This is a genomic window from Acinetobacter lwoffii (genome assembly GCF_024129595.1).
GTDB classification, from domain to species: Bacteria; Pseudomonadota; Gammaproteobacteria; order Pseudomonadales; family Moraxellaceae; genus Acinetobacter; species Acinetobacter lwoffii_O.
The window spans coordinates 84,118-96,680 of record NZ_JAMXXS010000007.1; the positions used below are offsets into that span (position 1 = coordinate 84,118).

The window sequence follows — 12,563 nt, forward strand, 5'->3', positions numbered from 1 at the left end:
GATTTAAAAAGTTTTAGCTGGATTGCTGTTTAAATGCCAGTATTTCATCACGGATCTCGCGCCATTCTTCACCCAGATCCAGTTCATCACCAATCTGGATGTTCGGGATGTTGCCGCGCATGCGTTCCAGGCGTTGCTGGTTCGGGAGGGGCAAATCTTCAATTCCTTCTAGTGCAATACATTGTGCTGCACGATCATTGCAGACCAGACCCATATCACAACCAGCTTTAAGGGCGGCCTGAATTCGGGCATCGGCACCGCCTGCGACACAGGCGGCCTGCATGCTTAAATCATCTGAGAACAGGACACCGTCAAAACCAAGCTCCTGACGTAAAACTTTCTGAATCCAGAATTCAGAGAATCCGGCTGGATTTAGATCAACTTGGCTATAGATGACATGAGCCGGCATCAGCGCATCCAGTTGTGATTGCAGTTGTATAAATGTTTGCATATCTTTTTGCTGAATCTCTGTATAAGAGCGCGTATCAATTGCTGCAGAAACATGCGAGTCCGCTTTGACCGAGCCATGACCGGGGAAATGTTTACCAGTTGAAGCCATACCGGCACGTTTCATACCTTTTAGAAATGCGCTGGCGAGTGGAATAATGTCCTGGATATTTTGGGCAAAGCTACGATCACCGATCACATCACTGATGTCATTCAAGTCCAGTACTGGGGCAAAGCTGAAATCAATGCCGACAGCCAGCACTTCAGTCGCCATCAGCCAGCCGCATTTTTCAGCCAGCTCTAGGGCACGCTGTGGATCGCGCGTATAAAGTTCGCCAAATTTCCCCGTGGCAGGCAGCAGGGTAAAGCCTTGTCTTAAACGCTGGACACGACCGCCTTCCTGATCTACCGCAATTAAAATATCAGGATGCACCTGACGCATATGATCGGTCAAAGCACGGACTTGCGCCGGAGATTCAATATTGCGACCAAATAAAATCACTCCACCGACTTGCGGCGCACTTAATAGTTCAATATCTTCTTGAGTGAGGGTTGTGCCTGCGATGTCGAGCATCAATGCGCCAATCATATGCGGAATCCGTTTTAGAGTTTTTCGGAGAAAACAATACCTGAATTCTGCAATGATTTGCTACACTTTGTCAGCACAGAATATGATAAAACTACACGACATAAACATATTAAGTTGTTTAAGATGCTGAATACGTTAAATTCTGGTCGAAAAGCAACACGGTCACATTGGTCTCTAGGCCAAGGAAGTACGAATTATTTATGAAATTTCAAACTATAGCTTGCGCAGTTGCGATTGCGACAGGTGGATTATTTTTTACCCATGTAGTGAATGATGCGATTGCGGCCAATAGTAATGAAGTGGTCAGTAAAGCAATTCAGCCATCTCAAGAGCAGGCGCTGGTGTCACGTCAGCTGGCAACCCTGGTTGACCGTCAGCACTATTTAAATATGCGTCTGGATGCCCAGACTTCACAGCGTATTTTTGATTTCTATATTGATAGTCTTGATCCGGAACACAGTCTGTTTCTGGCCCCCGAAGTTGAAAACTATAAGAAACGCTATGGTGCCAATTTTGGTGCCAATCTGAAAGCCGGCAATTTGTCTGGTCCTTATGAAATGCATGCGCAATATCAACAGCGCTTGCACCAGTTCTACACCTATATGTTGAATGAGCTGAAAAAACCGCAGAATCTGAATCAGCCAAATGTTTATATCGAAACGGATCGTGAGAAAGCGCCATTCTTTAAAACTGAGGCTGAACAGCGTGCGCACTGGTCAAAAATGCTGGTGTCTCAGCTGATCAATCTGACCATCAGTAAAGAAGAGGAGTTGGCCAAGCAGAAAGCGCTGAAAGCCAATCCGGAATTGGCCAATGGACAAGACCTGACTGGTCCTGAAGATCTAACGCCTGCGCAAACCTTGACCAAGCGTTATACCCGTCAACTGGAACGTCTCAGCCGCGTCAAAAGTGATGATGTGCTCGACAAGACACTGAACGCGATGATGCTGACTTATGATCCCCACAGTAATTACTTCCCGCCTGTGGATGCGATGGAGCTGAATCGTCAGACCACTTTACAGCTGGAAGGCGTCGGCGTATCGATTCGTCCGGAGCGTGGCAATGAAGATTATACCAAGATTGAAACCATCGTTGAAGGTGGTCCGGCCAGCAAATCCGGTCAAGTTAAATCAGGTGATCGTATCATTGGTGTAGCCCAAGACGGCGAGCAAATGGTCGATGTCATTGGCTGGCCAAGTAATGAAATTGTCGGTCTGATTCGTGGTAAACGTGGCACGAAAGTCACTCTACGCTTGCTCGGTGCGGGTGCTGCCATGGGGCAGGCACGTAATGTGACCATTACCCGTGACGTGATTCAGGAAGAAGATGCCGGTGTGCGTACACGTGTGGTCGACATTCAACGCGATGGCAAGAAATATCAATATGGTGTGATCGAAATTCCATCGTTCTACCTGAACTATCGCGCACGCCGTGCTGGTACCGATTATCGCTCGGTATCTGAAGATACCAACAAGGCCTTGAAAGAGCTGGCAGCGAAGAATGTTGCTGGGATTATTATCGATTTACGGAATAACCCAGGTGGTTCACTGGAAGAAGTGGCACGTATGTTGGGGCAGGTGATCAAGTCTGGCCCAGTGGTGCAGATCCGTGATGGCAATGGTAATGTCAGCGTCTTTGAAGATGATGATGGCGGTGCACAAACTTATGCAGGTCCACTGGCAGTGATGGTGAATCTGGCCTCTGCATCGGCCAGTGAAATTTACTCTGCTGCGATTCAGGATTATGAACGCGGGATTGTGATTGGCAGTACCACCACCGGTAAAGGTACAGCACAGGTGCAACTGGATAGTCTGGCGCATGGTCAGGCGACATTGACGCAGCGTAAATTCTACCGTGTGACCGGTGGCAGTACCCAGAATAAAGGGGTCGTTCCAGACATTAAACTGGTCGATATTTATAACGAAGAGTTTGGTGAGCGTAAGGCTAAAAATGCCTTGCAGTGGGATACCATTCCAACGGCACCATTTAAACGTGAAGGGGCTGTACAGAAATACGTCCCTGAATTGGCCAAACTTTCTCAGCAACGGGTCACACTGGATTCTCAGTTCAAGTATTTAGAACAGCGTAAAGCCGTGATGAAGAAAGCCGAAGAAGAGAAACGTCAGGTACTGGACTTGCAACAGCGTAAAGCTGAGTTGATTGCCATGGAGCAAAAAACGCTGGACGCAGAAAACACTCGTCGTGCTGCAACAGGTCTGAAACCTTATCCAAACTGGGAAAGTTATCAGGCTTCACTGGATGCCTTGATTGAAACACGTGCCAAGATGAAGGCCAAAGAACGTCCGGCTCTGCCTGAAGAAGAAGCGTTTGTGATTGAAGCGGCAAATGTGTTACTGGACTATGCCAAATTACAGGCAAAACCCTAAGTTTTAGCCTCATTGATCGTTGATAAAAATAGCCTGTTTCGACAGGCTATTTTTTTATTTTGTAAATCTGCACAAAAATCCAAATAAAATTTTGCTATGAAGTGCCATCTGTCTAAATAAAAAGAAAAAAATTGTGATGGTGATCGAATAAATGAGCTAAAAAATGAAGCTAAATATTTGCTTAAATTTGAAACACTTCTAATATATAAGTTGTATTTTATTTTTCTGTTGAGTTTTATTTTTGGGGCAATTCTCAACTTCAAAAGAAAGAAATATAAATTCTAAATTTTAGTTAAGACTGATGTTGTTGCAGACCAATTGGCTTGCATGGATAGTCAGTCTTGAGATTTTACTGAGTTCAAATTTGATCGGGTGAAAATGGAAATATCAGTGCAGAGAATAATAAAAATGATCACCGATGGGGAACATTTTTTATGATTGATATTCAGCATGATATTGGTCTGTTCATCGGGTCCATTCTTTCTGCATTGGTTGCTTGCTATCTCATCGCACGGATTAAAAAATTTGCTTCAGGCGCTTTACAGCTAAACTTTAAAACCTTCAATTTAATGCTAACCACCATGCTATTGGGCCTATTCATATGGTTGATCCATTTTATTGGGCTGACAGCAAGTTTTGTGCTGAATAAATATGAGATGGATTTGGGCCTGATGCTCCTGTCTGTTCTGGTGATATGCATTGCATCTATGTTTATCCTCTGGTTAAGTACCAGAAGTACCTGGTCATTTTTCCGGTCAGTTCTCGTATTAGGTGTGATCGCACTCAGCATCTTTGGCATGCACTCTATTAGCATGATGTCATTCAATTTTACTGCCGCCCATATGCAACAGTCACCGGAATTAGTTCAGGCACATGATCAGCTATTTCTGGCCGTGGTACTTATGAGCGGATTGTTGTTGGTGACGCTGATGTGTATCATCGTGTCCGAACTGCGTGTGGGATTACGCAACCGTCAGCTTGCATGGGCCAATCAACAAATTGAAAATCAGACCATTCAGGACAATCTGACCAAATTACCTAACCGTTTGTATCTGGCTGAATATGCAAATCTGCTGTTTTCAGGTCAGTCCGAACAGCAGCATGAAATTGCTTTTTTATATATCGATCTGGATCGTTTTAAGGCAGTCAATGATGTGTTTGGCCATCTGGTCGGCGATCAGTTGCTGATTCAATTGACCACGCGGATTCATCTGTTATTAGGCCATCATTCCAAGCTGCTCAGAATCGGTGGGGATGAATTTCTGCTGGTACTGGAAAATACTTCAGTCGCCAAAGCTGCAAAAATGTCAGAACAGATTCTTGAACTGATTCAGGAAAGTTTCCTGATTGAAGGCAAGAGTATTCATATCTCGGGCAGTATTGGTATTGCCATGTATCCGGAGCACGGCAAAAATTTACAGGATCTGCTGGTCAATGCTGATGCCGCGATGCTGAGTTCCAAGTATCAGGGACGCAATACCTATTCAGTCTTTAATTATTCTACCGACCAGGATGAAAGCAAAAGCCAAAGCACCCTGATTAATGACCTATATAAAGCCGTGGAAGAGCAGCAGTTTGTGCTGTTTTATCAGCCCAAGTTTCGGACCAAGGATCGTAGCTTGTGTGGGGTAGAGGCATTAATTCGCTGGAACCATCCCCAGTTTGGTTTGCTCGGCCCGAATCTGTTTATCAATGCGGCTGAAAAAACTGGATTGATTATTCAAATGGGCTATTGGGCATTGGAACTGGCTTGTCAGCAGATTCAAAAATGGCAACGGACACATACTGAATTTTTCCCTATCGCGGTCAATTTGTCTGCGGTACAATTTGAACATAAGCATCTGTTTAGTACTTTAGAAAAGTTATTTGCACAATATAAAATCAGTCCTCAGCATTTAATGATCGAGATTACTGAATCGACTGCCATGCATCATATTGATGTGAGTATGCGCAGCTTTAAGCGCTTAAGACAAATGGGCATCCGTCTAGCCATTGATGATTTTGGTACAGGGCATTCCAGTTTTCTCTATTTAAAGAATTTCGCCGTAGATGAGTTAAAAATTGACCGGGAATTTATCAAAAATCTGGCAGTCGGCTCCAAAGAGGAAATGATTCTGGAAAGCATTATTCAGCTGGCCATAAAACTGGGCTTGGTGGTGACCGCCGAAGGTGTTGAAACAGAAGCGCAAGCAGAAATTTTAACCCGGCTCGGTTGTGAACAGTTACAAGGCTTTTTGCTGGGCTTGCCGGTAGATGAACAACGTTTAGAAAATTTACAATTCCATTAATAGCGCTCTAATTGATTGAGCGTCAGGATAGACAATATGGCTCACGGAACTCCACCCTGAAACTCTGCTACAATATCGCCAATTTTTTTCATATTGATCGAATTTGATCTCGAATGCTGTGCATTGAGCAGTAGGTATATTTCATGAGCTTTAAGCAAGAACTGGCGGCACAAGTCGCCCAGCGACGTACGTTCGCTATTATTTCCCACCCCGATGCCGGTAAAACCACCATGACAGAAAAATTGCTGTTATGGGGTCAGGCCATTCAGGTTGCCGGGATGGTAAAAAGCCGTAAATCTGACCGGGCCGCAACATCGGACTGGATGGAAATGGAAAAAGAGCGTGGTATCTCGATTACGACCTCGGTAATGCAATTCCCTTTTAAAGACAAGATGATCAATCTTCTGGACACCCCGGGACATGAAGACTTCTCGGAAGATACCTACCGTACCCTAACCGCGGTAGACTCGGCGCTGATGGTGATTGATGGTGCAAAAGGTGTCGAAGACCGAACCATTAAATTGATGGAAGTGTGTCGTATGCGCGATACCCCGATCATCTCATTCGTCAACAAAATGGACCGTGAAATCCGTGAACCGCTTGAGCTTCTGGATGAAATCGAAAACGTTCTGAAAATTAAATGTGTTCCGATCACCTGGCCGCTCGGTACTGGCCGTGATTTTGCCGGTGTATTTAATTTAATCGAAGAAAAATTCTACGTGTATAAAGCCGGTTTCGGTTCAGTCATTACTGAGATCGAAGTGCGTGATGGTTATGACTATCCTGATCTTCGCGAGAAAGTCGGTGAGTTGGCTTGGGCGGCATTTGAAGAATCGCTGGAACTGGTACAAATGGCCAATGAGCCTTTAGACCGTGAAGAATTCCTGGCCGGTCGTCAAACGCCTGTGTTGTTCGGTACAGCCTTGGGTAACTTTGGTGTCGACCATGTTCTGGATGCCTTCAGTCAATATGCACCATCTCCTAAAGCCCATCCGACCCAAGATCGTGTGGTAGAAGCGGATGAAGAAGGCTTTACCGGTTTTGTCTTCAAGATTCAGGCCAATATGGATCCGAAACACCGTGACCGTATTGCCTTCATGCGGATCTGTTCAGGCAAGTATGAAAAAGGCTTGAAGATGAAGCATGTACGTTTGGATAAAGATGTGCGCATCAGCGATGCCTTAACTTTCTTGGCCGGTGATCGTCAGCATCTGGAAGAAGCTTGGCCGGGTGATATTATTGGTCTGCATAACCATGGCACCATCCAGATTGGTGATACATTTACCTCGGGTGAGAAACTTCAGTTTACCGGCATCCCACACTTTGCGCCTGAAATGTTCCGTCGTGTCCGCTTGAAAGATCCGCTAAAATCCAAGCAGCTGCAAAAAGGTCTGAAAGAACTTTCTGAAGAAGGGGCAACCCAGGTATTCATGCCGCAGAATAACAACGACCTGATCGTGGGTGCTGTGGGTGTGCTACAGTTTGAAGTGGTGGCTTACCGTCTGAAAGAAGAATACAAAGTTGATTGTGTTTACGAACCGGTCAGCATCAACACAGTACGTTGGGTGTCTTGCGATGACGAGAAGAAATTCAACGAATTCAAGAAAAAAGCCCATGACCAGTTGTCCGTGGATGGCGGTGGTCATTTAACTTATCTTGCGCCAAGCCGAGTGAATTTGCAGCTCATGCAAGAACGTTATCCAGACATCGTGTTCCACAATACGCGTGAACACTAAACTTTCAGGCTTCGCAGCTAAAGTTTAAAAATATCAAACAGCTTCTCCGGAAGCTGTTTTATTTTATGCTACATTTAAGCAATTAATAACTCGATAGATATAGCAAAGAGAATGAAGCTCAGCAAGGAAGTCGTCCTCGGTTCTGTGATTGGTTTAAGTCTTGTCCTGATGAGTGGCTGTGATAAAAGTGAAAAAGAGCCTGTTAATACTCCGCAAAATGAGAAAATCACCGCAGCTCAGCAGACCGCAGATGTTTTACCTTATCTGAATATTCAAGAGCAGCCGGCCAAAATTGCCTTGCCATTTTGTGAAAATAAAAACTGTATTAATCTGGATATTCAGACCTTGCATACGGTTGATCCATGGATGAACCAGTGGATTGAAAAGCAGCAGGCCAAAGTGATCCAGGATCAAATCGGTTTGAAACAGGACATGAATTTACAGCAGGCCATCAATGCCTATGTAAAAAAATCGGATGCCTGGCAGGCGCAGCTCAATTTGAACAAAGCTTATGGATTATCGCTCTATACCCGTATTCCTTACCAACGCAATCAATATGTATTGATGCAGATCGGGGTCGATACCAAACAGGAAAATGTCAGCGTGCATGAGCGCTATTATTTTTTTGTGGCTGATCGTCGCCAGCAGAAAATGCTGACCCCACTGGATATCGTCGATTCTAAACAGCAATTGCTGATGGATCAGATTATTCAGCAAGCCTATGAGACATGGCTCAAAGAAAATGATCAGCAAGTTCAGCAGAAAGCACCGAAAAAACTGTATTGGGGACAGGCTGACTGGTTCTTTGATCAGGAAGGCATTGGACTGCATTTTCGCAGCCATGAAATTAGCAAAGACGCCAAACAACTGGATATCTATTTAACAAAACAACAAACACAACAGGTCTTGAAAGCTGATATCTATCAGCATATGTTTTAAAGCTCATGATCCTGCGAGATTACAGGTTCCAAAAAGGTGAATGAATGCCAAAATACAAGAATATCTTTTGTCTATCCATCCTGGCATCAGCAATCTTGCTGAGTGCCTGCCAGCCGAAGAGTAATGAGCCGGAAGACTCAAGTGCTTCCGAGGCGGTACAAGCCGAAGCTGAAGCACTTAAACTCAGCGGCGATACTGAAAAGCTCAAGCTGGCGATGCCAGAATGTGAAGACAAAAGCTGTCCGGAAATTTCGATTGAACGTCTGAACAGTAATCAGAGCTTTATTGATGAATGGATCGACCAGCAGATTCTGCAACAGTTGAAAAATATCCTGTCTGTTGATGCGATTGAACCGGCAAAAGTGAGCGCTGCCAGCGAAGCAGAAGCGGCTGCCTCTGAACCCAAAGCGGCTTTGGCCACAGTGACCACACCGAAACAGCAGCTTGAGCAGCAAACCCAGCCCTATATGCAGACTTTTTTAAATCTGGATAAGGAGCTTAAAGCCCTGAGCGCCAGTCATAGCATCAGTCTGATGATTAAGCCCAAGATTCTGAATTCAGGAGATCCATTGGCGACCGTAGTTCTAAACAGCAGTTACTATTTGGGAGGAGCACACGGCGCATCTGCACAGACTTATTATAATTTTGATCTGGAGCAGAAAAAACTGGTCAAGCTGAATGACATTATTGCGGCCAAACAGAAAGCCCAACTGGAAGCACGCGCTTATGATGCGTTTAAAAACTGGGTGGTAGAATCCAAGCTGGCTAAAGATGTGGCGGAATATGAACAGGCCTGGAAGTTCAAACTCACTGATAATTTTTATCTGGCCCAACAAGGTCTGGTCTTGCAATATGACGAATATGAAATTGGGCCATATGTGGTTGGCTTGCCACGTCTGATGATTCCTTATGAACAGTTACAAGGTGTACTGAAATCCGAATATCTGCCTCAAACTGAAAAAGTTGCCTCTGAGGCACAGCCAGCACCTGCTGAAAAAGCCAAATGACCTTAAGACTGTTTGATACACATACCCATTTTGATGTTCCCGATTTTGATTCTGATCGGGAACAGTTGGCGTATGCGGCCAAAGCGGTAGGTGTCGAGCATCTGGTTTTAATTGGTTTTTTGCAAAACCGTTTTGCTGATCTGTTACGAACTCATGACTTTATCAATGACCTGGAAAATGCACCGCAAAGTCATTTAGCACCGGGCTTGCATCCATTTTATATTGAACAGCATCAGACTGATCATTTACAGGAGCTGGAGCAACTGCTTAAAAATGAGCACTGTATTGCCATTGGTGAAATCGGTCTGGATACCTTTTTAAAACAGCATAAACGAGCGGAAATTTTTCAAAAGCAAAAAGATTTTTTTGCTGCACAGCTTGAATTGGCACATCAATTCGATAAGCCGGTTTTGCTGCATATCCGCAAATCGCATGCTGAGGTTTTGCAGATTTTAAAACAGCAGCAATTTAAACAGGGCGGCATCGCGCATGCCTTTGGTGGCGGTATCGAAGAGGCCAAAGCCTTTATCAAACTGGGATTCAAACTGGGTATCACGGGGCAAATTACCAATCCAAATGCCAAAAAACTGCATCAAGTGGTGCAGTATGTCGGACCAGAACATCTGGTGCTGGAAACCGACTGTCCGGATATGACGCCACTTTGTTGTCAACGCTCGACCGAGCAGCGTACCCGAAATACACCTGCCAATTTACCTTATGTGTTGCAAGGGCTGGCAAAGAGTCTGCATATGCACAAAGAAGAATTGGCACAGCAGCTCTGGCAAAATACTTATCAGGCCCTGCATCTGGCCATTTAAGTTAACGCTCTTAACTCGGTCTTAAATTCCCAGTTCATCATAAATAGAAAAAAAGGTGCATTATGCAATTTCTAAAATGCTCCAGACTTGGCATCATGCCATATACATTTTTTTAGGTGAGATTCACATGGCACAAGGACTTTTGGCGGGTAAGCGCTTCTTGATCGCGGGCATTGCGAGTAAATTATCGATTGCTTTTGGTATTGCTCAAGCATTGCATCGTGAAGGTGCTGAATTGGCTTTTACTTATCCAAATGAAAAGCTGAAAAAGCGGGTAGATGACTTTGCTGAACAGTTTGGTTCGAAACTGGTTTTTCCTTGTGATGTGGCAGTAGATGCTGAAATTGACTATGCATTTGCTGAACTGGCCAAACACTGGGATGGTCTGGACGGCGTAGTGCATTCTATCGGTTTTGCACCGGCACATACGCTGGATGGTGACTTCACCGAAATCACGGATCGTGAAGGTTTTAATATTGCGCATGACATCAGTGCCTATAGCTTTATCGCAATGGCACGTGCGGCAAAACCTTTGCTGCAAGTTCGTCAAGGCTGTTTACTGACGCTGACCTATCAAGGTTCTGAGCGTGTAATGCCAAACTATAACGTGATGGGTATGGCCAAAGCCTCTTTAGAAGCAGGGGTACGTTATTTGGCGTCTAGCCTAGGTCAGGAAGGGATTCGTGTGAATGCGATCTCTGCGGGTCCAATCCGTACCTTGGCAGCTTCAGGTATTAAATCATTCCGTAAAATGCTGGACCTGAATGAGAAAGTTGCACCTTTAAAACGTAATGTGACAATTGAAGATGTCGGTAATGCCGCATTATTCCTGTGCTCGCCATGGGCCAACGGGATTACCGGTGAAATCCTGTATGTTGATGCCGGCTTTAACACTGTTGGTATGAGCGCTGATTTAATGGCGGATGCAGAATAAATCTTATAAGTCCTCTCTCCCTCAGGGAGAGAGTTAGAGAGAGGGGAATGACTTCTTCCTCTGAGTGAGGAAATGATTAAAATCCCCCTCATTCCCCCTTTGATAAAGGGGGAGGCCACTCAAGGCAATAAAAAAGACCGCATAAGCGGTCTTTTTTTGATTTGAAGGACAGCGATTAAGCTTGACCATCTACAGCAGCGGCTTGCGCACGTTGCATATTGGCTTCAAATTCAGCATCGAAGTTGATTGGAGTCAATAGTAATTGTGGGAAGCTACCTTTAGTCACCATATCGTTTACTGCTTCACGTAGGAACGGGAACAGGATGTTCGGACAATAAGCACCAAGGATGTATGGAAGACGCTCTTCTTCAACGCCATCGACCAGGAAAATACCGGCTTGAGTTACATCAACGATAAACGCGGTATCACCTTCGTTGGTCGCTTGAACCACGACTTTCAAAGCTACTTCAAAATGAGTTTCATCAATTTTTTCTGCAGAAGAAGAAAGATTGATGTTTAACTCAGGTTGCCATTGCTTGGTAAAAACTTGCGCCCCAGGAACTTCAAAAGAAATATCTTTGGTATAAATACGCTCTAATGCCAATTGTGGTTGAGCTTGTTGTTCTTCACTCATTTTTTGATCCTTAATATGAAGTGATAATTTTAGTAAGGTTAAGCCAGCAATTCATCAAGTTTGCCTTCACGCTCTAAAGCATAAAGTTGGTCAAAACCACCGATGAACTGATCATTAATAAAAATTTGTGGCACGGTACGGTGATTGGTACGCTGCATCAATTCAAGACGTACTTCAGGCGCTTCTTGAGACAAGTTAATCTCTTTATATGCCACACCCTTACGTTCCAGTAGCTGTTTTGCACGCACGCAATAAGGACACACTGTCGTCGAGTAAATAGTAACTTCAGCCATGATCAATCTCCTGTTCGTGGATTATTTGCTTTTCACCAAAGGTAAACCTTGAGCTTTCCAGTTGCTGACGCCGCCATCAAGACGGTAGGCATCGGCATGACCAACCTGCTGTAATGCAGTACCAGCCACCTGTCCAAGGTTACAAATGAACACCAAAGGGCGATCAGATGCTTTCAGCTCTTCAACATGTTTTGTAATCTGGCTATATGGAATATTACGGCTGCCGCTGATATGACCTTCACGGAAGTCTTTGGCATCACGTAGATCAACCAGCATGGCATTTTTTGCTTTGACTAAAATTCCCAGCGATTGCGGAGAAATTTTGCGACCGTTACGTTGACCTTCGATAATGAAGAACAAAACCACTAATACCGCGAGTGTTCCAAATAAGAAGGGGTGATTCCCCATAAACTCGAACCAACGTTCCACAATTCACCTAATTACAATTTTAAAATTGCCAAGAGTATAGCTCATAAATATGGTGATCAAAA

Annotated in this window: 11 protein-coding genes; 7 read left to right on the forward strand and 4 right to left on the reverse strand. The window is 44.5% G+C overall.

The annotated features are described in order from the left end of the window. Positions 1-13: 13 nt before the first annotated feature. Positions 14-1,036 (reverse strand): beta-N-acetylhexosaminidase, encoded by a 1,023-nt coding sequence (gene nagZ / locus NI466_RS05670; protein ID WP_129716387.1) that lies wholly within the window; start codon positions 1,034-1,036, stop codon positions 14-16. Between the two features lie 200 nt (positions 1,037-1,236). Between nagZ and NI466_RS05675 the strand changes: the two genes are divergently transcribed. The 7 genes from NI466_RS05675 (at position 1,237) to NI466_RS05705 (ending at position 11,145) form a co-directional block, all read left to right on the forward strand. Further along, the gene (locus tag NI466_RS05675) at positions 1,237-3,423 is read left to right on the forward strand and encodes a carboxy terminal-processing peptidase (protein WP_253147069.1); all 2,187 of its coding nucleotides are present in this window, start codon (positions 1,237-1,239) and stop codon (positions 3,421-3,423) included. A gap of 434 nt (positions 3,424-3,857) precedes the next feature. Further along, positions 3,858-5,711 carry a putative bifunctional diguanylate cyclase/phosphodiesterase gene (locus NI466_RS05680; protein ID WP_253147067.1) on the forward strand — a complete coding sequence of 618 codons (1,854 nt, stop codon included), beginning with the start codon at positions 3,858-3,860 and terminating at the stop codon, positions 5,709-5,711. Between the two features lie 143 nt (positions 5,712-5,854). Then, positions 5,855-7,447 (forward strand): peptide chain release factor 3, encoded by a 1,593-nt coding sequence (locus NI466_RS05685; RefSeq protein WP_004647433.1) that lies wholly within the window; start codon positions 5,855-5,857, stop codon positions 7,445-7,447. Between the two features lie 111 nt (positions 7,448-7,558). Beyond that, a complete protein-coding gene (locus NI466_RS05690; RefSeq protein ID WP_253147065.1) occupies positions 7,559-8,386 on the forward strand; it encodes a hypothetical protein in 828 nt (275 codons plus the stop codon). 44 nt (positions 8,387-8,430) lie between these two features. Then, positions 8,431-9,393 carry an RsiV family protein gene (locus tag NI466_RS05695; protein ID WP_253147064.1) on the forward strand — a complete coding sequence of 321 codons (963 nt, stop codon included), beginning with the start codon at positions 8,431-8,433 and terminating at the stop codon, positions 9,391-9,393. After that, positions 9,390-10,211, forward strand: coding sequence for a TatD family hydrolase (locus NI466_RS05700; protein ID WP_253147062.1), 822 nt, complete (start codon positions 9,390-9,392; stop codon positions 10,209-10,211). Before NI466_RS05695 ends, NI466_RS05700 begins: the two co-directional genes overlap by 4 nt. Before the next feature lie 127 nt (positions 10,212-10,338). Then, a complete protein-coding gene (locus NI466_RS05705; protein WP_180181437.1) occupies positions 10,339-11,145 on the forward strand; it encodes an enoyl-ACP reductase FabI in 807 nt (268 codons plus the stop codon). 175 nt (positions 11,146-11,320) lie between these two features. On the opposite strand, the gene secB is transcribed toward NI466_RS05705, so the two are convergent. From secB to NI466_RS05720, 3 genes are read right to left on the reverse strand one after another with little or no spacing between them, the layout of a single operon-like run. Continuing rightward, positions 11,321-11,779: a protein-export chaperone SecB gene (gene secB, locus NI466_RS05710; protein ID WP_004647439.1), complete on the reverse strand. Its 459-nt coding sequence runs from the start codon at positions 11,777-11,779 to the stop codon at positions 11,321-11,323. Between the two features lie 38 nt (positions 11,780-11,817). Further along, on the reverse strand, positions 11,818-12,072 hold the full coding sequence (gene grxC, locus NI466_RS05715; RefSeq protein ID WP_004278388.1) for a glutaredoxin 3: 255 nt from the start codon (positions 12,070-12,072) through the stop codon (positions 11,818-11,820). 21 nt (positions 12,073-12,093) lie between these two features. Further along, a complete protein-coding gene (locus tag NI466_RS05720; RefSeq protein WP_004647440.1) occupies positions 12,094-12,501 on the reverse strand; it encodes a rhodanese-like domain-containing protein in 408 nt (135 codons plus the stop codon). Positions 12,502-12,563 lie beyond the last annotated feature (62 nt).

Excerpts from the sequence above, each read along its gene's own strand:
- nagZ (WP_129716387.1), bottom strand. The coding sequence starts at position 1,036 with ATGATTGGCGCATTGATGCTCGACATCGCAGGCACAACCCTCACTCAA.
- NI466_RS05675 (WP_253147069.1), top strand. The coding sequence starts at position 1,237 with ATGAAATTTCAAACTATAGCTTGCGCAGTTGCGATTGCGACAGGTGGA.
- NI466_RS05680 (WP_253147067.1), top strand. The coding sequence starts at position 3,858 with ATGATTGATATTCAGCATGATATTGGTCTGTTCATCGGGTCCATTCTT.
- NI466_RS05685 (WP_004647433.1), top strand. The coding sequence starts at position 5,855 with ATGAGCTTTAAGCAAGAACTGGCGGCACAAGTCGCCCAGCGACGTACG.
- NI466_RS05690 (WP_253147065.1), top strand. The coding sequence starts at position 7,559 with ATGAAGCTCAGCAAGGAAGTCGTCCTCGGTTCTGTGATTGGTTTAAGT.
- NI466_RS05695 (WP_253147064.1), top strand. The coding sequence starts at position 8,431 with ATGCCAAAATACAAGAATATCTTTTGTCTATCCATCCTGGCATCAGCA.
- NI466_RS05700 (WP_253147062.1), top strand. The coding sequence starts at position 9,390 with ATGACCTTAAGACTGTTTGATACACATACCCATTTTGATGTTCCCGAT.
- NI466_RS05705 (WP_180181437.1), top strand. The coding sequence starts at position 10,339 with ATGGCACAAGGACTTTTGGCGGGTAAGCGCTTCTTGATCGCGGGCATT.
- secB (WP_004647439.1), bottom strand. The coding sequence starts at position 11,779 with ATGAGTGAAGAACAACAAGCTCAACCACAATTGGCATTAGAGCGTATT.
- grxC (WP_004278388.1), bottom strand. The coding sequence starts at position 12,072 with ATGGCTGAAGTTACTATTTACTCGACGACAGTGTGTCCTTATTGCGTG.